At 67.6% G+C, this 19,444-nt stretch carries 17 protein-coding genes and 2 pseudogenes; 9 read left to right on the forward strand and 10 right to left on the reverse strand.

Annotated elements, in window-relative coordinates:
* Positions 1 to 24 precede the first annotated feature (24 nt).
* The 3 genes from IG78_RS0119685 to IG78_RS0119695 form a co-directional block, all read right to left on the reverse strand.
* The gene (locus IG78_RS0119685) at positions 25 to 1,209 is read right to left on the reverse strand and encodes an oxygenase MpaB family protein (RefSeq protein ID WP_030565004.1); all 1,185 of its coding nucleotides are present in this window, start codon (positions 1,207 to 1,209) and stop codon (positions 25 to 27) included.
* Between the two features lie 167 nt (positions 1,210 to 1,376).
* Entirely contained in the window at positions 1,377 to 2,525 is a 1,149-nt protein-coding gene (locus tag IG78_RS0119690; RefSeq protein ID WP_030565005.1) for a polyprenyl synthetase family protein, read from the reverse strand.
* The gene (locus IG78_RS0119695; protein WP_157855812.1) at positions 2,518 to 2,895 is read right to left on the reverse strand and encodes a hypothetical protein; all 378 of its coding nucleotides are present in this window, start codon (positions 2,893 to 2,895) and stop codon (positions 2,518 to 2,520) included. The genes IG78_RS0119690 and IG78_RS0119695 overlap by 8 nt, the downstream gene beginning before the upstream one ends.
* 249 nt (positions 2,896 to 3,144) lie before the next feature.
* Here IG78_RS0119695 and IG78_RS0119700 point away from each other — a divergent pair, with 249 nt between their 5' ends.
* On the forward strand, positions 3,145 to 4,110 hold the full coding sequence (locus tag IG78_RS0119700) for a TerC family protein (protein ID WP_030565009.1): 966 nt from the start codon (positions 3,145 to 3,147) through the stop codon (positions 4,108 to 4,110).
* 454 nt (positions 4,111 to 4,564) lie between these two features.
* On the opposite strand, the gene IG78_RS49245 is transcribed toward IG78_RS0119700, so the two are convergent.
* Positions 4,565 to 5,206 (reverse strand): hypothetical protein, encoded by a 642-nt coding sequence (locus IG78_RS49245; RefSeq protein ID WP_157855813.1) that lies wholly within the window; start codon positions 5,204 to 5,206, stop codon positions 4,565 to 4,567.
* A gap of 474 nt (positions 5,207 to 5,680) precedes the next feature.
* Here IG78_RS49245 and IG78_RS0119720 point away from each other — a divergent pair, with 474 nt between their 5' ends.
* The 3 genes from IG78_RS0119720 to IG78_RS44135 all read left to right on the forward strand — a co-directional run bounded on the left by IG78_RS0119720 (position 5,681) and on the right by IG78_RS44135 (position 8,045).
* Positions 5,681 to 6,406, forward strand: a complete 726-nt coding sequence (locus IG78_RS0119720) for a GAF domain-containing protein (protein ID WP_030565013.1) — start codon at positions 5,681 to 5,683, stop codon at positions 6,404 to 6,406.
* A 192-nt stretch (positions 6,407 to 6,598) separates the two neighbouring features.
* A complete protein-coding gene (locus IG78_RS0119725) occupies positions 6,599 to 7,186 on the forward strand; it encodes a GrpB family protein (RefSeq protein ID WP_051852772.1) in 588 nt (195 codons plus the stop codon).
* 502 nt (positions 7,187 to 7,688) lie between these two features.
* Positions 7,689 to 8,045 (forward strand): STAS domain-containing protein, encoded by a 357-nt coding sequence (locus IG78_RS44135; RefSeq protein WP_051852773.1) that lies wholly within the window; start codon positions 7,689 to 7,691, stop codon positions 8,043 to 8,045.
* Between the two features lie 31 nt (positions 8,046 to 8,076).
* Here IG78_RS44135 and IG78_RS52680 read toward each other — a convergent pair whose 3' ends face one another.
* A complete protein-coding gene (locus tag IG78_RS52680; protein WP_078965258.1) occupies positions 8,077 to 8,265 on the reverse strand; it encodes a DUF397 domain-containing protein in 189 nt (62 codons plus the stop codon).
* 858 nt (positions 8,266 to 9,123) lie between these two features.
* Here IG78_RS52680 and fxsT point away from each other — a divergent pair.
* Complete coding sequence (gene fxsT / locus IG78_RS0119745; RefSeq protein ID WP_225882123.1) at positions 9,124 to 11,253, forward strand: FxSxx-COOH system tetratricopeptide repeat protein; 2,130 nt, start codon at positions 9,124 to 9,126, stop codon at positions 11,251 to 11,253.
* Between the two features lie 565 nt (positions 11,254 to 11,818).
* Here fxsT and IG78_RS42305 read toward each other — a convergent pair.
* The 5 genes and pseudogenes from IG78_RS42305 to IG78_RS0119770 all read right to left on the reverse strand — a co-directional run bounded on the left by IG78_RS42305 (position 11,819) and on the right by IG78_RS0119770 (position 17,094).
* Positions 11,819 to 12,190 carry a hypothetical protein gene (locus IG78_RS42305; protein ID WP_037702838.1) on the reverse strand — a complete coding sequence of 124 codons (372 nt, stop codon included), beginning with the start codon at positions 12,188 to 12,190 and terminating at the stop codon, positions 11,819 to 11,821.
* A 172-nt stretch (positions 12,191 to 12,362) separates the two neighbouring features.
* Positions 12,363 to 13,377, reverse strand: a pseudogene (locus IG78_RS45950) (glycosyl hydrolase family 65 domain-containing protein); the annotation flags it as partial.
* A 123-nt stretch (positions 13,378 to 13,500) separates the two neighbouring features.
* Positions 13,501 to 13,722 (reverse strand): annotated as a pseudogene (locus IG78_RS51400) (HAD family hydrolase); the annotation flags it as partial.
* Between the two features lie 18 nt (positions 13,723 to 13,740).
* Positions 13,741 to 16,098 (reverse strand): phosphoketolase family protein, encoded by a 2,358-nt coding sequence (locus IG78_RS0119765; protein ID WP_404827704.1) that lies wholly within the window; start codon positions 16,096 to 16,098, stop codon positions 13,741 to 13,743.
* A 561-nt stretch (positions 16,099 to 16,659) separates the two neighbouring features.
* The gene (locus IG78_RS0119770) at positions 16,660 to 17,094 is read right to left on the reverse strand and encodes a universal stress protein (protein WP_030565031.1); all 435 of its coding nucleotides are present in this window, start codon (positions 17,092 to 17,094) and stop codon (positions 16,660 to 16,662) included.
* 752 nt (positions 17,095 to 17,846) lie between these two features.
* On the opposite strand from IG78_RS0119770, the gene IG78_RS49250 reads away from it, so the two are divergent.
* The 4 genes from IG78_RS49250 to IG78_RS49255 all read left to right on the forward strand — a co-directional run bounded on the left by IG78_RS49250 (position 17,847) and on the right by IG78_RS49255 (position 19,444).
* Positions 17,847 to 17,993, forward strand: coding sequence for a hypothetical protein (locus tag IG78_RS49250; RefSeq protein WP_157855814.1), 147 nt, complete (start codon positions 17,847 to 17,849; stop codon positions 17,991 to 17,993).
* Between the two features lie 15 nt (positions 17,994 to 18,008).
* Complete coding sequence (locus IG78_RS52685) at positions 18,009 to 18,236, forward strand: DUF4389 domain-containing protein (RefSeq protein WP_225882124.1); 228 nt, start codon at positions 18,009 to 18,011, stop codon at positions 18,234 to 18,236.
* Between the two features lie 267 nt (positions 18,237 to 18,503).
* Complete coding sequence (locus IG78_RS0119785) at positions 18,504 to 18,923, forward strand: spore-associated protein A (protein WP_404827706.1); 420 nt, start codon at positions 18,504 to 18,506, stop codon at positions 18,921 to 18,923.
* 314 nt (positions 18,924 to 19,237) lie between these two features.
* Positions 19,238 to 19,444, forward strand: a complete 207-nt coding sequence (locus tag IG78_RS49255) for a hypothetical protein (RefSeq protein WP_157855816.1) — start codon at positions 19,238 to 19,240, stop codon at positions 19,442 to 19,444.

Raw genomic sequence — 19,444 nt, forward strand, 5'->3', positions numbered from 1 at the left:
CCGGCTGTTTCCGGTTGCGCGGTGCTACGGCACGGCCGGGGTCGGGGCCGGGGGTACCCAGCGGTGCGTGCGCGGCGCCTGCGAACGTACGCCGTACTCGCCCTTGAGCTCCTCCGGGATCGCGTACTGCATGACCCTGCCGCGGGTGAGCGATGCCAGTTCGAAGGTGGTGAGCAGGCTGCCTGCCTTGTCCAGTGCCCACTCGGCGAGCGGGCTGCTGTCCTCCACCGTTTCCAGCAGGCCGAGCACGACAGGCACGGCCTTGGCGGCGGTGTCCCAGGGGCTGCGCGGGATCTGGAGCCAGTCGGCGATGGTGGGGCCGACGAGGAAGCGGATGGTGGCGGGGACGATGGGGTCGAAGAGGGTGCCGGGGACGACGTCCTCGTACATCCGCATCAGTTGGTTGTTCAGGCGTACCCCGTCCTCGGTCGGGCCGAGGTTGCGGGCGAGGTAGAGGTCGGCGAACGCGCGGGCCTCGGTGAGGTTGTCGGGGGCGGCCTCCATGTCGCAGCCCAGGATGGATCCGACGACCCGCCACGCGTAGTAGTAGGCCTCCGCGCCCTCGTCGCTCATGTGGATGCCGAGCCGGTGCATGGCGTCAAGGACGAGGATCGAGAAGCAGATCTGCCCGCCGATCAGGTCCTCCTGGCAGAGCGGGACACCGTCCTTGGCGGTGTCCCAGCGCCCGGACGCGGTGAGGTGGTGGCGTACGGACGCGTGCAGCAGCCGGACCTTCTGGGCGGCCGGGATGAACTTGCTGCCCTCCTCGAAGGCGTTGGTCTGCATCAGGTACGTGACGAACTGGCCGGTGTTCGCCATCCGGCGGGAGGGGTAGTCCATCGAGTGCGTGGAGGCGAGGAGTTTGGCGACGCGCGGCACCGCGTAGGTGGTCGGCATGGCGGCGAAGGACAGACCGGTGTTGATGTGCGCGGCGTTGTCCATGAAGAACAGCCGGGCGCGCTCCATGATGTCCCAGTCCACCCACTTCGGCGGCATACCCGTGGTCTCCAGGAACGAGGCGGCCGACTGCGGCAGCCCGTCGGGGAGTTTGTGCCCTGCGGTGCTGAAGAAGCGCATGAGGGTGTTGAAGTCCCGTACCTCCCCGCGCTCGAACATGGCGGCCACGGTCGCGTCCGCGAGTGGGTCACCCTGGTCGCGCAGTTCGTCGAGCGTCGCGTCGGTGTAGTGCTTCGGGGTCTCGGTGGTCACGGGATGCTCCTGTGTGGCGTGTGGCGTGTGGCGTGCGGCGTGTGGCCAGTGGCGTGTGGCGTGCGGGGCGTGTGCGAGTGGTGCTCGTACATCGGACGGGTCTCGGTCCGGAGGCCGGTGCGGGGGCCGGTGCAGGGGCCAGCGCGGGGGCCGGTGCGGGGGCGGACTCACCACGTCCGGTCGGCCGCCGATGCGGCCAACTCGCGCAGCGCCGAGCGTGCTTCGAGCGGCAGCGCCACGGAGTCCAGGGCGCTGTGGGCCGCCGTCATGCGCTCCGAGATCATTTCCTCGATGCTCCCGCGCGCCCCGCACTCGTCCATCAGCCGCCGTACGAGTGCCGCGTCGGATTCGTCGAGGGCGGGGTTGCCGAGGGTCTTCTCCAGCAGATGGCGGTCGTCGGGGCCCAGCAGGGAGAGGGTCGTGGCGAGCAGCGCGGTCGGTTTGCGGTCCCGCAGGTCGTCCAGGTTCGACTTGCCGGTTTCGGCGGGGTCGCCGAAGGTCCCGATCAGGTCGTCGCGGAGCTGGAAGGCCTCGCCGAGCGGCAGCCCGTACGCCGTGAAGGCCTTCGTCACCCGCGGGGAGGCGCCGCCGAGGGCGGCGCCCATGTGCAGCGGCCGCTCCACCGTGTACTTGGCGGTCTTGTAGCGGGCGACCTCAAGCGATTCCGCGATCTCGGGTACGTCACTGCCGGTGCGCAGCACCTCCAGGAACTCGCCCGCGACGGTCTCACGCAGCAGTGTCGACCAGAGGGGCACCGTGCGCGCCACATACGCGCCGGGCAGACCGCACGTGGCGAAGACCTGGGCCGCGTAGCCCATCAGCAGATCGCCGAGCAGCATGGCGAGCGCGGCGGACCGCTCCTGCCGTACGGAGTCCTGCCGCACGGAGTCCTGCCGCACGGAGTCCTGCCGTCCGGAATCGTGCCGTCCGGAGTCCTGCCGTACGGAACCGGGATGCGGGTTTCCGGTGCCCCAGCGGTGCGCGCCGCCCTCGGCGAAGGCGACGTGTGCGGTGGGCAGTCCGTGCCGCAATCGGCTGTCGTCGATGATGTCGTCGTGCGTGCAAGCGGCGGCGTGCACCAGTTCCATGGCGGCCGCCGCCCTGATCACCCCGTCGCAGTCCGGCTGGCCCGAAGCCCGCCAGCCCCAGTACAGGAAGGCGGCGCGCACCCGCTTGCCACGGGTCAGCGAGCTGCGTAACTGGACGCACAGCGGCGCGAGTTCACCGGAGAGCCGCAGCAACTGGGCCTCCTCCTCGTCGACAAGGCGGTGCAAGTACGCGTCGATGCGCCGCCGGAACACCAGAGCGTCACGCATGGGGCGGCACCGCCTGGTCGGGCTGCGCGGCGCCCGCGGTACGTCCGCTCCGCTCGATCGCGCGGCGGGCCATCAGCTCCAGGTAGTTGTCGCTGTCCGCGGCGGCCACGCGCCGCGAGGCGAGCTCCCCGCGCGCCTTCAAGTCCCGCATCCCGTCCGCGACCAGCTCACGCAGATCCGATCGTCGCGCCGCGCCCTGGCCCCCGGCTGCCGCCTGTCGCAGTTGGTCGAGCACGAGATCGACGGCCCCCAGCGCGAGCACGCCGACCTGTTCCAGGGTGGCGAACGGATTCCACGGTGCCTGCTGCGCCTGATGTGTCCGGTCCTGCGGTTGTCCGGTCATGGTCTGGTCCTGCGGTTGTCCGGTCATGCCCGGTGCCCCTCTGCCGACAGATCGCCAAGAAGTGTCCAGTCAAACGGCCGGGAGCGTGGCCCTGTCCCCCGTTTGCTCACTCCTCCCTCGTCAGAGCGGTGCGATTACCTCTCACGGGTGAACCGTCCCCGGACGTCCCGCGCCGCGCTCCGCATGCCGCCGGGGGCAAAATGCCGGACACTTCCTATATGGGTGTCGGCATGGGTGTCGGCGTGGGTCGCGCGGGCCTTCGTGAGGGTGTCCGGCGTGCTTGAGGTCCCGCTCTGGCTGTGGGTGGCGTTCGCCGCGACGGTGGTCGTGTCGCTGGCGGTGGATCTGCTGGCTCACCGCACCGCGCACGTCATCGGTTTCAAGGAGGCGGCCGCCTGGAGCGCCCTGTGGGTGAGCCTCGCCCTGATCTTCGGCGCCGTCGTCTTCCTCGTACTCGGCACCACGGCCGGTACCGAGTACACGACGGCCTGGCTGCTGGAGAAGAGTCTGTCGGTCGACAATCTCTTCGTCTTCGCCGTGATCTTCGCCTACTTCAAGGTGCCCCGCGCCTACCAGCACCGCGTGCTGTTCTTCGGCGTCATCGGCGCGCTCGTCTTCCGCGGGATCTTCCTCTCCCTCGGCGTGGCCGTGGTCAGCCGCTTCACCGCGGTGCTGTTCGTCTTCGCGGCTGTGCTCTTCTACAGCACCTACAAACTCCTCAAGGACGAGGAGGAGAACTTCGACCCCGGCAAGAGCTTCGCCGTGCGGCTGCTCCGCAGGATCGTCCCGGTGCGGGACGAGTACGCCGGGGCGAAGTTCTTCGTCAAGGAGGCGGGCAAGAGGATGGCGACCCCGCTGCTCGCGGTGGTCGCGGCCATCGAGGCCGCCGACCTGGTCTTCGCCGTCGACAGCGTCCCCGCCGTCCTCGCGGTCAGCGACGACGCCTTCATCGTCTACACCAGCAACGCGTTCGCGATCCTCGGCCTGCGGGCCCTGTACTTCATGCTCGCGGGCCTCCTGGACCGCTTCCACCACCTGAGCAAGGGCTTGGCGATCATCCTCGCCTTCATCGGTGTGAAGCTCATCCTGCAGGCGTCCCACAAGATGATCAGCCCGCGCATCCCGGAGATCCCCACGCCGGTCAGCCTCGGGGTCATCGTCGTCGTCCTGACGGCTTCCGTGGTGCTCAGCCTCAGAAGACCCCCTGAGCCCCCCACTGCTTCCTCGGACCGGGATGCTTGACGCCACCCGGGCGCGCCCGCACGCTCGCCCCGCCCGGCGAGGAGGCGGAGCACTTTCCAGAACGCCAATACGGGCATATCGTAAATAAATGGTCAAAAGAACGCGTAAACCCGAAGCGTATGTGTGCCCGGCCTGCAAGCAGTCCGTGCCGGTCGCGGTCCACCGCCACAAGTCCCTCGGCGTAGTCGTTCCCGTATGGGGTCCGGGCGCGTGCCAGAACCGCGACTGCTCCGACTTCCGCCTCGACCCCAGAAGCAAGCACCCCCCGGGACCGGCGGACGAGTCGCAGGCAAGCCCACGCCGCTCCAGTTTGTCCTGACAACAGAACTTACGAGATGGTGGCTGCTTCTCCGGCGGTCCCGTTACTGCTCGTGACTGATCGGTCCCAGGGCCTCCGCGATCTGTTGGACTTCGTGGCGCCACTGAGCGGCGTCGGCACTGTCCACCCGGCCGGTCAGCAGTTCCGATCCGTCTTGGAGTACACGCTGCAGAGCGAGCGCGGCCGACGTGTGGAGGGCCAACGGAAGTTGCGGCAGCAGTTCTCCGGGTCCGTTCCTGGTATCGCTCTCGCGGACGAAGCCAGCATTCCAGCAGAAACTGACAAACGCCGTGACGGCGTCGAGGTCGCGCAGCAGGTGCGCTGAGCGAAGTGGCGGAGGCTGGGCAGTTCGGTAGTGGCGCTGGCTGCTTCGATCCATTCGGGGAGTCGGTCGCCTTGCAGGTGAGTGAGCATGTGGACGAAGGAGCGCACGTGCTCGGCGAGTGATGTCAGTTCGGGGCAGTTGGCCAAGGCGGCTTTGAGATGGATCCGGTCGCCTTCGGGCAGCGCGTCGGGGTGTGTGAGGATCCAGCGCGTGACGGCGTGGGCCGATGGCGGTCGGGGGCCGACCGGTCGGGGACCGACCGGTTGGGGCTTGCCGCGAAGAGTCCTGCTGACGTAGTCACGAACGCTGGCGTATCCGCGTGGATAGCCCTGTTCCTTGATCTCCTCCCATAGTTTCCAGGCATTGGTGCAGCCTTCCTGCCAGCGCTGGCCGATGTAGGGCTTGTAGTCGTCGAGCCTGGTCGCACGGCTTTGCCACTGGCCGGTGAACATCTCCTCCTGGGGTGGTGGCGCGGGCGAAGCGCAAGATCGTGTTGAGGGTCATGCGGTTCCTCTGGCCGCGCCGGCGTGGGGCGCAAGCAGCCGCGGTGCCGGTAGACGCATTTCTCGGCGGGCTGATGCGGTACACCCGCCCGATCTTCTGGCGACCGCACAGCAGGGGCTTCGCCATCTCTGAGAGCAGAATAGTGCTGGCAGCCGCAGATATGATCGCTGAGGGGATCGGCCAGCCCGCCCTGACCCAGGTCCTCGACCTGACTCGGCGCGGGGGACCGGCGGTTTAGGGAGTGTCCGGCTGTCACGCCGCGGTGGACCGGCTCGCGCAGCGGTGTCCACAAGGTTCCGCCGGATGGGCCGTGCGGGCCCGAGGCCTCCTAACCCGTGATCACTGCGAGGGACTACGCTTGTTTGTACTGGCGAGCGAGCGGATGGCCTGATCGCGCTCCAGGCAAGCATTGGAGCCGTCTCATGGACGTGCGGCAGAACACCGTGGCGTGGACGCGTGTCGTTGAGACTGCGAGTGCCGCCGACAGGCCAGTGGCGTTGCCGTCCGCTGTGACGGCCTGCGGCGAAGATGTGGGCGCGGACGGCATGGGGGTCTGCCTGATCACCTCGGGCCAGATCAGGACCGTGGCCTATGCCGCTGACGAGCGCAGTTATCGGCTGGAGGACGCGCAGCTCGTGGCGGGGGAAGGCCCGTGCACCGAGGCATACCTGCAACGCCGGATCGTTGAAGTCGAGGTGCACCCCACCTCCAGGCGATGGCCCGTCTTTCTGCGGACGGCCGGTGAACTCGGCATCCGCCGCGTGGTGGCCGTACCGCTCCTGGTCGGCAACAACGTCCCGGTCGGCGCCGTGGACATCTACCACACCACCCACGCTTCCCTCAGGGCAGCGGACCGGGCCAGGCTTGAGGTATACGCCCGGATCCTCGCACTGCTGACCCTGGACGCCCACCCCGCACTTATCGGCTGGGAGCAAGCGGCCCCGGAGACGGGCCCCGTGGGCTATCCGCCCATCGTGCACCAGGCAGCCGGCGCGGCTGCGGAAGCCAGCAACGTTCCCGTCTCCGAAGCCCTGGCCCGCATGCGCGCCCACGCATTCAGCCACCAACAACTCCTCGAAGGCATCGCCCACGACATCCTCACCGGACAACTACGCCTTGAGGAAGACCGTGACACCCCACCCGGCTAGTGCTCTGACCGCATAGGTCCGCCGGGTTGGTGGTCGTGGCGGTTGGATGTGCGGTGGTGCAACGATAGCGATGGCCGCCCTGGGACCGACGAGCCATTGATTCATTGCCACGAGCCCTGGTTCCAAGGCCTCAGAGTGCTGACGGGAGCTCCTATGTCGGAACGGCCCGAAAAGGAAGTGCCGCGTATCCCCATGACCGCCGAGGAGATCGATGCGGCCCACGTGGTCGTGCCGTCCAAGCTCAACGGCCAGGTCACGCTGCGGGAGTACGACCCGCAGTGGCCCGCGGTCTTCGAGCGGGAGGCCGCCCGCATGCGTGAGTGCCTCGGCCATGTCGACCACCGGATCGAGCACGTCGGTTCCACGTCCGTGCCGGACCTGCCCGCCAAGCCGGTCATCGACATGCTCGTGACCGTCCCCGATCCTGGCGACGAGGCATGCTACGTACCGGCCCTGGAGGGCCTTGGCTTCACGCTCGTCATCCGTGAACCCGAATGGTACGAGCACCGTGTACTGCGCAAGTACGGCCTCGATCCGAGCGCCGAATCAGCCAACCTGCACGTCCTGCCCGAGGGCTGCCAGGAAGTCGTCCGTATGCTGCGCTTCCGCGACCGACTGCGCACGGACAGCGGCGACCGCAAGCTTTACGCGGACGCCAAGTGGTCGCTGTCCCGGCAGTCCTGGGAGTACATGCAGAACTACGCCGATGCCAAGTCTGAGGTCGTCGCGGCGATCCTCGACCGGGCGATGGCGGGTGACAGTTCCGAGTCGGATGCGTAGGGGGGCCGGGAGGTGACCTCAGGCGCAACTCCCCGGCAGCGTCGTCGAAAATGATCACTGGATGGCTGATCATGCGGACGCCCCACAGGCGGTCGTCACCCAGCGAGTGGCAGCCGTGGAAGTAACGGACTCGTGGGTGCGTGGTAGGTGGCGGACAGCCGGTTGGGGCGCCGTTGTTCGGTCCAGCACGAGCCCGCGCCGCATATCCCATCTCCCTCAACTCGGCAGACGTACACCGGCTCCCTGCACGCCGAACCGTCACAGCAGCTAGCCTCTCCCCGCCAGGGAACGGCACCCCACGTAGGGGGCCTTCTCTGCTGTGTCAGTGCCCGTGTACGTCTATGCCGCAGTGGCACCTCACTCACAGGTGTGAACGACTGGACGCATGGACGTTTCTGCACGCTTGGCACTTCCTAGGGTGGTGGTGTTGCCCCAGCCCCTGGTGACGGTCGGATGATCGTGAACTCTCTCGACGCAGAGGGATCTCCCCCTGGGAGCCGCCATGGACATACACGACGCGCACACAACGCCGGGGCAACACCACGATCCTCCGGAAACCGGGGAGTTGCCGGCACCGTGCCCGCATGCACGCAGTTACCGCATCCAAAGCCACACCGTGGTCGAGTTCCACGGGATCGTCGACATCAGCACGGTTCCCCAAATCCAGATGCACACCGATGCCGCCTCCGCCCGAGAAGGCGCCCGGATGATCGTCGATCTACGGCCGGTGGAATTCCTCGACTGCGCGACCCTCGGCCTGTTGCGCCAGCCGCTGTCGCCTGGACACTCGGACCGACGGAACACCTTGACATGGCTCATCTTCCCAGCCCAGAAGACACCTTCCTGGTACTTCCCATAATCCGGACACGGTCCCAAGTGAATCGCGCAGGCTATAGGTCCCTTTCTATGAATCCCCGGAGGAAGGTGTTCCACGAGACGCAGCCGAATTCGATCACGACGGTTGGCTTCTTCGAATCACGAACCTTGCCAGCCCCTTGCGGGGCATCCGTGGCTACCTCGACACACTCGCAACTTTGGTTGCAGTAGGTAGAACGAATGAAACCTTGTTGCGGCAGCATGCGCGGCCTCCGCTCCTCATCGGCATCCCAGGCTAGGTACGCCTACCGTCGACATGCTCGCAGAAAATGGGCCTTCAGGGGACGCCGATAACGTCGATGGTTCTCGGTCGGCCGCGTGTGATTGATGGCGCGAATGATGCTCAAGTGGTTGAGGACATGGGCTGGCTCGTTGGTGCAGTTGAATGTGAAGTGACCGGTGTTTCCGAGGGGTGATGCTTTTCGAGCGTTCCCCCTAAGAGGGATAGGTTGCACCCCCGGCGGACCAGGGTAGGGAATTCCGTGCACTGGCGGTTACGGAAGTGCTGTGGCCATCGACGGGGGTAGATCAGATATGGATCTCAGCGATGTCTCGGCCCTCGTGGCGGCTGTCGCTGCCACGGGAGCCATTCAGGGATTGAGCGAGGACTCGGCCCGGTCGGTGGTAGGGGGGATACGTCAACGCCTTCGGGAGGCCTTCAGTCGCGATGCGGAGTCGACAGATGCGCTGAACCGAGCGTGCCAGGGACCCGGAAACGAGCAGGTCCAAGCCCTGGCTGCGGCCGTCGGCCGCCGGATGGCGGAGGACTCGGGGTTCGCGGCGGAGATGATCCGGTGGACAGGTGAACACCACAGGACACAGAGTGGGCAAGCACGGCAGATCACCCACGCAGGGCGGGATGCCTACGTCTCCGGCCGGGATTTGACGATCAACCCGGTCCGTGACGTCGGATGACGGATGAAGGAGATGATCGCCGACAGCAGCAGGAACTATCGGCCGCACGCGACGGCTTCGTGGCGGGTCGGGATCTGCATGTTCATCTCGGCCGGGGCGGCGAGGCAGGCGACGACGAGCCCCACCGTGACGCGCCTTCAGTCCTTATGCCGCCCCTAGGTCGGCTACCGTCACGAGTTCACGGCCGGGATGCTCTGCTAGGTCTTCTGCAGCACAAGCTGAACGGCCCTGACCCGTTTGTCCACCTACTGTCGGGGCTGGGCGGAGTCGGAAAGTCGACGGTAGCACTACAGATCGCTGTGCACGCCCGTGCCCAGGGCCGACTTGTGTGGTGGGTCTATGCCGCGAACGCCTCGACGTTAGTGCCCTCCCTGCTCGCTCTGGCCGAGACACTGGGTGCGGGCACAGGGCAGGTGAAGGCAGCTCTTGCCGGTCGGCTGGATCCCTCTGACGTGCTGTGGCAGCAGTTGGAGATGCGCTCCGGCTGGCTGCTGGTTTTCGACAATGCCGACGACCCAGCCGCGCTGGCTGTGTCGGGGCGTGTCGTGCGTGACGGCAACGGCTGGCTCAGACCGTCCGAGGCGGGCACGGTCCTGGTCACCAGCCGAGACAGGAACGCAAGCCGGTGGGGGACCCATGTGGTTATGCACAAGGTGTCCTGGCTGCGCGATGAGGACGGAGCTCGGGTATTGCTGGACCTGGCACCGCACTGCGGTTCGGCGGCGCAAGCCCAGCGGCTGTCATCCCGCATGGGCGGCCTGCCCCTCGCCCTGCACCACGTTGGCTCCTATCTGTCCTCGCCGTTCGCGCCTGCGGAATCGTTCGCCGAATTCGGCGAGATGGTGAACGAGCGTTTCTCCACCGTGATGACCGATACGGCGCACGGAGGCGAGACGGTGACGGTGACCGAGACCTGGGAGCATTCCCTGCAGCAGCTCGCGCGCCAGGGTGTACCGCAGGCGCGGTCACTGCTCGGCGTGTTGGCCAGGTTCGCCCCTGGTGTACCCCTTCCTGCCCATCTTCTCCGCGAGTTGGTGCTCTCCGGCGCCTACCCGCAGCATCCGACCGACAGCGTCAGGAACGCACTGCAGGCACTGCACGACATCGGGTTGCTTGAGGTCCATGACGCGGGCAGTTCGGCTCCGCAGGCCCGGGCCAGAGTTGTCGTCCTGCATCCCCTGGTCGCCGAGGTCTTCCGGCGGCGCACCGACTGCTTTCCGAGTACCGCCCCCGGTATCGGGGTGACGACAGCGGTGCGCATCGCCCAGAACGCCCTTGCTACGGCAGCTTGCGGGGACCCGGAGGACGCACGTGATTGGCCGAACTTCGCACAACTGACCGTCCATATCGAGGAACTCGCCACACTTACGGCGGCAGGCGAATCGTGCGCTCACGCGTTTCGCAACCAGGTGTTGACGCAGTGCCGTTACCTGTACGCCGCCGGCCACTATTCGAGGGCCCGTGATCTGGCCGACCGTTCCTTGGTCTACTGGCAGACCCATCTGCCGGAGGATCACCCAGACGTACAAAACGCGCAGAACCGTCTTGGCGCGGCGCTTACAAAACTCAATGAGAACGCGCGGGCGAGGGATCTTTTCGAAGACGTGCTGGAAAAAAGGATCAGGACGCTTGCGGAGGATGATCCCGCTACGCTCTCAGTGCGCAACAATCTTGCCGTCGCCTTCAAAGGCATGGGGGACTACGAGACCGCGCGGAGCCTGCTCCTGGACCTCCGGCGGCGTCAGATTTCCGTAGTCGGGGCTGAGGATCTGCTCACGCTTAGAACAGAGAACAATCTTGCGAGCGTGCACATTCTGCTGGGCGAGTTCGAGGAAGCAAGTGATTTGCTCGCACATGTGCTCGAAAAACGTCGTTCACTACTCGGGCCGCAACACCCGGAAACACTGGGGACAGCGTATTACCTGGGGCGGGCGCTGCACGGCCTGGCACGCTATGAAGAAGCCCATCGCAGCCTGTTGGACGCGCTCAAGGACTATGGGAGGGTGCTGGGAACGGAACACCCTGAAACGATGGTGGTGGCCCGCGACCTAGCCCGTGTCATCTGGGACATCGGAGACCAGGACTCGGCAATCGCGCTGCTGACCGAGGTGAGTGACCGTCAGGGCCCGCTGCTCGGTCAAGAGCACCCAGACTCTCGCGGCAGCGAGCGCCTCCTGGCGGAGTGGACCGGCCGCAATGCGAAGGCAGGTACCAAAACGGGCAAGACGCAAACCAGCCCGTCGGACCAGGATCATCGACCGACGTCACCGTTCTGAGTTGACGGCAACTCTGGCGGCAACGACGGCACACACGCCCGTGATCGCTAACCTGAGCGACCGGAGCAGAGGCCTCGGGGCCACTCACAAGGTGGTGCCCGATCCTACGGATCAGAAGGTTGACGGTTCGAATCCTGCCGAGTGCACAACAGGCAAGAGGCCCCAGGAGATCATCCTGGGGCCTCTGGTTTTGGCCGTACGGCGGCGAAGTGCAGCAACCGCGTCAGCCGGTACGGCCCATCGCTTCCGACAGCTTGCCGATCCCGTCTCGTACTTCCCTACGGCCTGGCCAGTGATGGCTTCGTCGGCATCAGCGAGCATCACCGCAGGGTCGGTCGCGCCCCGGCCCGGGTCATGTCCGGTTCCGCTAAGGGTGCGTGGCCGCAAAAGCCGGTGTGCGGGCGGACCGCGTACGACGGAGAGCGCCCGGCTAGGAAATCTCAGCCGGGCGCTCTCCTGGCTTCGGCCCTCCCATGATTGCCTGACAGCACTCAGCAGCGATGGGGTGTGATGTCCCGGGCCGATGTTTCTCCTCGTGTCACTGCGACCCGCTCACCCAGGATGCTCAGCAGGGGAGAGTGGTCTTGCCGGCAGCGCCGGTGGCGCCGGTGGTGCCGTTCGCGAACATCGTGGCCGCGGTTCCATCGCCGCCGGGCTTACCCGGGCACACCGGGCTGGCCGCGCCACCGGCGCCGCCCGTGCCGCCCGTGTGGCCGCCCGTGACGACGGCGGCGCCGCCGTTGCCGGTGCCGCCGAGGCCACCGATACCACCGAGAACGCCAACGCCGTTGGCCCCGTTAGTGCCGGGGGCCCCGGCGGCGCTGTGGGCCCGGGCGCTGCCCGCACCCGGCTGGGCGGCGGCGAGAGCGGGCGTCACGGTAAGGCCGGCTACGGCGATCGTGGCGATCAGGAAGGTCCTGGCAGTGGTTGTGCGCATGGTACGCCAACAATGCTGCCTCGCCGGCACCCAACCGCGACACCGTGGAGTGACTGAGCTTTACAGGGAGGCCGTGAGTGCGGGCCTGCCTACCTGTAGCGCCCTCCCAGTATTTTCCCCCGAGTAGCAGCAGAGACGGTGCACGCAGCGCCGTAAGAAAACGGGTCCACGCCTATGGCCGGTCGGTGAGGACGAGTATGCAGGATTCCCCGGGCTCGACGGACACAGTGCGATCGGGGAGCGCGATGTCGATCGGGTCTCGGTCTGACTTTGGGACGGTGAGCCGCAGTTTTCCGGCGCCGAGTCGCAGCCGGACGCCCCAGTGTCCCTGGTAGCGGATCGCGAAGCTGTATTCGGACAGCTCGGGCAGCGGTGGGGGATCGAGGTGCAGCGTCCCATTACGGGTATCTAGTCCGGTCAGGCCTCGCTGAATCAGGTCCAGTGTGCCCGCCATGGCGCCGAGGCGGATGCCCTCGCCCGTGGTGCCGCCCTGAACGTCGGCGATGTCTCCGGCCAGTGCCTCCTGGATGTAGGTCCAGGCGTCGGAGCGGCGGGCGCGGGCCAGGATCCAGCCGTGGACGAGGCTGCTGAGGGTGGATCCGTGGCTGGTGCGGGACAGGTAGTAGTCGACGGTGCGCTGCCATGTGGCGTCGTCGAGCGTGTACCCCAACTGCGTGAACAGGCCGCGGAGCTCGGTCGGGGTGGCGAGCCCGGCCCAGAGCCGGGCGATCTGTGCCAGCATTTCGGCGCCTTCGGTGTGCAGGGCGGCGGTGGCGGTAGGTGAGCAGGGCACGGGAAACCTCGGGGAAGTGCAGGTTGAGGTAGGGCAGAACGAGCAGTTCGTCCCAGAAGACATGGCCCCGGTAGGCCTCGCCGTGCAGTCCCCGGGCCGGTACGCCGACGTCCAGGTCCGCCGTGTGCGGGGAGAGGGTCTGCAGTACGTGGAAGAGGTGCAGCCGCAGCACCGGCCCCGCGCTCCGGGGAACGTCCAGTTCGGCGTTGCACCATAGCTGCCGCCAGGCCGTCCGGTGGGAGGTCAGCAGGGCGGTGGCGTCGGGCGCTCGGCGCACCCGGTCGACAGCGGCGTGCAGCGGGTCGCTGATCGCGGGGTCGCGGGAGGTGTGCAGTGCGACGGTCTTGTCGACGGTCACGGTCTGACCGTCGGTGAGCGAGAACCTCAGTCGTTGCACCGCTCGCCCGGTGTCTTGTTCGACGGTCGTGTCCGGGGTGCGGGCCCGGTCCACGCCGATGACCAGGCCGAAGCCGCCGCGCCGCCCGGCCTCGACGCCCGCGAGGGCGTCCTCGACGACGGCGGTGCGGGCGGCGGGGACACCGAGGCGGCGGGCTGCCTCCAGGACCAGGGCGGGGTCGGGCTTGCCGGGCAGGTTCAGGCGGGCGGCCTCGGCACCATCGACCAGGGTGTCGAAGAGGTCCCGTACGCCCGCGTGGCCGAGGAGTTCTGGAGCGTGCCGGGACGCGGACGCGGCGGCCCGGGGGATTCCGGCTGATCGCAGTATGTGCAGCAGCCGGATCGTGTGGGCCGGTGCACGTCAGGCGCTCCAGGTCCAGTCGGTGACCTCGGGGAGGTCGGTGCCGTGTTCGCGGATCCAGGCGTGGTGCAGCAGCCGGGTGTCCTCCATCTGCTGCCGTACGCCGGCGGCGCGGACGGCGAGGCCCGGCACGCGGTCGATGACGTCCATCACCAGCCGATAGCGGTCGAGGTCGTTGCGGACCACCATGTCGAAGGGCGTCGTGGTGGTGCCGATCTCCTTGTAACCGCGGACGTGCAGGTTGGGGTGGCCGGTACTGCGGTAGGTGAGCCGGTGGATCAGCCAGGGGTAGCCGTGGTAGGCGAAGATGACCGGCTTGTCCTGGGTGAACAGGGCGTCGTACTGGGCGGCGGGCATGCCGTGCGGGTGCTCCTCGGCGGGCAGCAGACGGGCGAGGTCGACGACGTTGACGACTCGCACGGCCAGGTCCGGAAGGTGATGGCGCAGCAGTCGCGCCGCGGCCAGCACCTCCTGGGTGGGGACGTCGCCCGCCGCGGCGAGCACCACGTCCGGCTCCCGTGCGGTGTTCTCCGTGCCGGCCCAGGTCCAGATCCCCGCCCCGCGGGCGCAGTGGGCACGCGCCTGGCTCAGGGTCAACCAGTCGAAGGAGGGCTGCTTGCCGGCCACGACGACGTTGACGCGGTCGCGGGAGTGCAGCACGTGGTCGGCCACCACGAGGAGGGTGTTGGCGTCCGGGGGCAGGTAGACCCGTACGACCTCAGGCGACTTGTTGAGGACGTGGTCGATGAAGCCGGGGTCCTGGTGGGAGAAGCCGTTGCTGTCCTGGCGCCACACGTGCGAGGTGAGGAGGTAGTTCAGGGAGGCGATGGGCGCGCGCCAGGGCAGGGTGCGGGAGGTGCGCAGCCACTTGATGTGCTGGTTGACCATGGAGTCGACGATGTGGACGAACGCCTCGTAGCAGGAGAACAAGCCGTGCCGGCCGGTGAGTAGATAGCCCTCCAGCCAGCCCTGGCAGGTGTGTTCGGACAGGATCTCCATGACGCGGCCGTGCCGGTCGAGGTCCTCGTCGCTGTCCAGCATTTCGGCCTGCCAGGCCTTGCCGCTGGCGGCGTACACGGCCTGGAGGCGGTTGGATGCGGTCTCGTCGGGGCCGACGACGCGGAAGTCCCGCCGCTCGCTCGTGGCCGCCATGACGGATTCGAGCAGGTCACCGAGGATCTGAGTGGGCTCGTGCAGGGTCGCGCCGGGCTTGTCGACGGTGACGGCGAACTTCTCCAGGGACACTGAGGGAAGGTCGCGTAACAGCAGGCCGCCGTTGGCGTGCGGGGTCGCGCCGAGACGGCGCGCGCCCTTAGGAACACAGGCGAGAACCTGCTCGCGGGGTCGTCCCCGCTGGTCGAAGAGTTCTTCGGGCCGGTAGGAGCGCAGCCACTCCTCCAGTTGTCCCAGACGTTCCGCGCTGTCGCGGACACCGGCCAGCGGGACCTGGTGGGAGCGCCAGGTGCCCTCCACCGGCAGCCCGTCGACCTCTGCGGGCCCGGTCCAGCCCTTGGGGGTGCGCAGCACGATCATGGGCCACGCGGGCCGGCCGGTCGCGCCCTCCTGACGCGCCGCGCTCCAGATCTCGGTGATGCGGTCCAGGGCGGTGTCCATCGCCCGGGCCATGTCCCGGTGCACCTGGAGCGGATCGTGGCCCGTGACGTGGAGAGGGGCGTGGCCGTACCCCCGCAGCAGATCGTCGAGTTCGTCCTCCGGAATCCGGGACAGGACCGTGGGGTTGGCGATCTTGTAGCCATTGAGGTGCAGGATCGGAAGGACCGCACCGTCGTGAGTGGGGTCGAGGAACTTGTTGGAGTGCCAGGAGGCGGCGAGGGGGCCGGTCTCGGCTTCGCCGTCGCCGATCACGCAGGCGACCAGGAGGTCGGGGTTGTCGAGCGCGGCGCCATAGGCGTGGGACAGCGCGTAGCCGAGTTCGCCGCCCTCATGGATGGAGCCCGGTGTCTCCGGGGCCACGTGGCTCGGCACTCCGCCGGGGAAGGAGAACTGACGGAACAGCCGCTCCATGCCCGTCACGTCCCGGCTCACATCGGGATAGGTCTGGCTGTAGCTGCCCTCCAGCCAGGAGTTGGCGAGGACCGCGGGCCCGCCGTGGCCCGGCCCCCAGATGCACAAGGCGTTCTGGCCGCGCTTGTTGATCAGGCGGTTGAGGTGGGTGTGGACCAGGTTGAGCCCCGGGGAGGTGCCCCAGTGTCCGAGCTGGCGCGGCTTGATGTGCTCGGGCCGCAGTGGCTGCGTGAGCAGGGGATTGGCCAGCAGGTAGATCTGGCCGACAGCCAGGTAGTTGGCGGCCCGCCAGTGAGCGTCCAGCGCGCACAGTTCGTCGTCGGTCAACGTCATGGTGCTGGTCCGGTGTTCTTGCGCGGCGTGCGACATGAAAGGACCTCGTGAACGTCGTCGGATGGTTCGAGGGGCCGGTGGAGCAAGGCGAGGACTACGTGCCGCAGCATGACCGGAAGGGAGACGTGCCACGCGTCGCCGTGGGTCTCGCGGCGGCTCACGACGAAGTCCGGGGGGGAAAACTTGTGAGGGGTTCGTGCTGAGAGCGTCTGGCTTGTCGTGGTGTTTGGAGGGCACGGCGGCGAGGGCGGTGCTTGGTTCCGGCCGAACTTTGGCCCGAGGCCGGCCGCCACGTCCCTACCGGTCGCAACGGCACTGCGGGACCATGGGGACGGGGTACAACGCCCGGGCAAGAGCCGCCGCTTGCCTGTTGGACAGACGCTCAAATCGTGGCTCTCAGTGAGGGTGAATCTCCCTCCTCGACGCTCGTTCTCCGAATGTGCGTGGGAACTGGACCTTCGTTGTGCCCCCGAGTCGTGGTGGCAACGGTCCTGCTTCGCTTGGACGCATGCTGCGTTCTGCGGTGCGGCTGTGTGAACGCCCGGCGGGACGTGACCTGGATCAGACTCGGACGACGACCACGGGGCAGGGGGCCAGATGCACGCAGTGCTGGCTCACCGAACCGAGCAGCGCCTGCGTGAAGGCACCGTGGCCGCGGTTGCCCACTACGAGCAGGTCAGCTCCCTGTGCTGCCGTGATCAGGGCCTTGGCCGCGTTACCGTCTATCACGGCCTGACGGATCTCGACACCTGGCTCATCCTTCGTGACCTGCGCCACCGCCTCCGACAGGGTTTTGCCGAAGGTACTCTCGAAGTCATCGGGCAGCGGGAGCGGCGGCCACCCGGCAGTCGTCGGGTAGTCCCAGGCGATCAGAGATTCAACGACGCTGGACGTCACCCGCGCCTGACGCACCGCCCACCGCAACGCCGCGCGGGAGGGGGGCGAGCCGTCAACCCCGACCACAATCCTTCGCCGTTCACCGGCTTGAGTGACCATGTCCGACCTTCCTTCCAATGTGATGACGAGCCTTGCCACGGCGACTGACGAGCCGCGGTCGGACGGACGGAGAATCTGGCCATCGGCCTACCAGGAGTAGATGCGGGACAAGATCTGGGTGCGCGCCACCTGTTCGGGTCCTGGACAGGTCACGAGCACCGGCATGCCGCTAGGGTCACGGCCTTCCCCCCAGGTGCAACCATCGGCCATCTGCGTGCTGATGTGGGCGTCCCTGTCCTTGAGTACTTGTTCGCTGCGGACCAGAGCCGACTCACTGGGCGCAGCCCACATGAGGCACGGGATGCCGATACCTCCGGTCCAGTGCGGAGCGCGCCGACCCACGGAGCGCAGATAGAGCTGAGAGCCCCCATCACCGACCAGGAGTGCCGCTTCGCCGGCGCCGACGCACAGCTCACTCTCGCGTCCACCCTTGGTTGGGGGTCACGCTCGTGCAAGCAGGGATTCGGCCTTAGGAGTGGGCACGCTCCAGGAGCGCGACATCTGAGAGTCGATGCGCTGCCGGGGGCCGGGGCCGCACGACACACGCTAGTCCTTCACGCCTGACCTGGATAGCCGTCAAGTGGCCGGCTGAGTAGGACGTGTACGCCAACCCGGTCACTTACGGCAGACTCAGTCCGGCGAGTTGCCAGCCCACGGGTAACGCCCCGGACCCCATCCGCTCCGAGGCAACACGCAGGTCGGTGCCTGACCAACGCCAAGGCGGTTGGCGATTGCGGACACCGTCCAAAGCCTTGCAGGCGGCCGCCAGCCTGGCCCGGCACCGTGCCCCGAGCGTCGGCGTCTATCCACTGACGCTGGCGGCCCAGCTCGCTGCCACCGAACTAGAACGGGCCGATCCGCACACGATCGTCGCCTTCGCCTATCCCGAACAGATGTGACGGTGGCGCCCCCTGATCAAATGGCTTCTCGCCGTCCCGCACTACCTGGTGCTGTCTGCCCTGGGCGTCGCGGCGACAGCCGTCGTGATCATGGGGTTCTTCGCCGTGCTGTTCACCGGCATTTATCCGCAGCGGCTCCGAGACAAGGCGCGACGGCGGAACTGTCCGAGCACCGTCGGCTGGATCGGCCTGGGAGCCGCCCAGGTTCGACGGGATGATCCCCCGCCATACGCCGCGGCCTGAAGGAGTACGCCGATCAGTGGGCCAGACGTCGACGGAAGGCAGCGCCTGGCCCACCCTCCGGCAGGACGAGAGGGGCCGTTGTGTGGCGTGGTGCCGGATCGCGCCGACGCCGGGGATGCGAAGTGCGGGGGTTGCAACTGGCACGGGCTTCGATTGTGTCCCTGAAGGCAAGAGCGCCATCAGAGGAGCAGCCGAAAGAACATGACGGCACCTCGGGCGGTGTACTGGCACCCAGTCCGGGGAGGGCGTATGGAACGCAGGGGATACATCCGGAGGGCAGGAGCAGCCGTGACGCTGGCCGCAGGCGGTGTCATGGCCATGGCCCCCGGGGTGGCCGCGGCCACGCCCACACCCGCGGCCGCGTACAACAAGGCATGCGGCACCGGCTACAAGGTCGTCAACCAAGTCAACATCGGAAAGGCGGGGACGACCTATCTGACCTACAACCCCGCGACAGGAAAGAACTGTGCCGTAACGATCCGAAGCGCCCCGGGCCCTGCCGCCCATATGTACGTCTGGGTCCAGCGTGACGACACCAGAGACTACGCCGACGACGACGGCTACTACCGGTCGTACGCGGGGCCCGTCTACCTTGCCGCCAAGGGCTACTGCGTTTCCTGGGGCGGGGTGATCGCTGACGAGTCAGCCGGCAAGAGCGGCACCAACTGCGGTCGGACCACCAGGTGACATGCGCTCCAGTGTCCGGTAACGAAAGAATTTGGCCGCAACGCTGCTTATTGTCGACCCGCTCGGCATCACGAACTCCCCGCCGGCCGACGGCGAGACATAGCGCACCGGAAATCACAATTCCTGCCACGCTGCGGCCTGGTCCGACAACTGCCCGACGGCGTCGGCACGCCCTTGAGGCATGACTACCGCTAGCCCCGGGCCACCGTCCCACGCCGCCGGACTGGCCGCACTGTGGCCACGGCGCGACCCCAGCCGATCCGGTCGGCTGCCGTGGCATCCGCGCCGGTGACCACACCGCCTGCCCAGCCCACTTGAACGAGGCCGACAGCGACGCCTATTTCGCGGCGCTGTCACCCGGCAGCGACATCGACCACCGCGCCACCCCGTTCACCGGGGCATCCTTTGCCGGCGACGCCCGGTTTGTCGATGCACGGTTTGATGCGGTGTCGCGCTTTGGGCCGCTGGTGTGCGGGGTAGGCGGGTGGTGTTGGACGGTGCGGTGTTCCAGCAGCCGGTGA

Source organism: Streptomyces aureocirculatus (genome assembly GCF_000720475.1).
Lineage (GTDB): Bacteria > Actinomycetota > Actinomycetes > Streptomycetales > Streptomycetaceae > Streptomyces > Streptomyces aureocirculatus.

What these genes read in the sequence shown, in the direction of transcription:
- IG78_RS0119690 (WP_030565005.1), bottom strand. Translation starts at nt 2,525, where the DNA reads ATGCGTGACGCTCTGGTGTTCCGGCGGCGCATCGACGCGTACTTGCAC.
- IG78_RS0119695 (WP_157855812.1), bottom strand. Translation starts at nt 2,895, where the DNA reads ATGACCGGACAACCGCAGGACCAGACCATGACCGGACAACCGCAGGAC.
- IG78_RS49245 (WP_157855813.1), bottom strand. Translation starts at nt 5,206, where the DNA reads ATGTTCACCGGCCAGTGGCAAAGCCGTGCGACCAGGCTCGACGACTAC.
- IG78_RS0119720 (WP_030565013.1), top strand. Translation starts at nt 5,681, where the DNA reads ATGGACGTGCGGCAGAACACCGTGGCGTGGACGCGTGTCGTTGAGACT.
- IG78_RS0119725 (WP_051852772.1), top strand. Translation starts at nt 6,599, where the DNA reads ATGACCGCCGAGGAGATCGATGCGGCCCACGTGGTCGTGCCGTCCAAG.
- IG78_RS44135 (WP_051852773.1), top strand. Translation starts at nt 7,689, where the DNA reads ATGGACATACACGACGCGCACACAACGCCGGGGCAACACCACGATCCT.
- IG78_RS52680 (WP_078965258.1), bottom strand. Translation starts at nt 8,265, where the DNA reads ATGCTGCCGCAACAAGGTTTCATTCGTTCTACCTACTGCAACCAAAGT.
- fxsT (WP_225882123.1), top strand. Translation starts at nt 9,124, where the DNA reads ATGCCGCCCCTAGGTCGGCTACCGTCACGAGTTCACGGCCGGGATGCT.
- IG78_RS42305 (WP_037702838.1), bottom strand. Translation starts at nt 12,190, where the DNA reads ATGCGCACAACCACTGCCAGGACCTTCCTGATCGCCACGATCGCCGTA.
- IG78_RS0119765 (WP_404827704.1), bottom strand. Translation starts at nt 16,098, where the DNA reads ATGACGTTGACCGACGACGAACTGTGCGCGCTGGACGCTCACTGGCGG.
- IG78_RS0119770 (WP_030565031.1), bottom strand. Translation starts at nt 17,094, where the DNA reads ATGGTCACTCAAGCCGGTGAACGGCGAAGGATTGTGGTCGGGGTTGAC.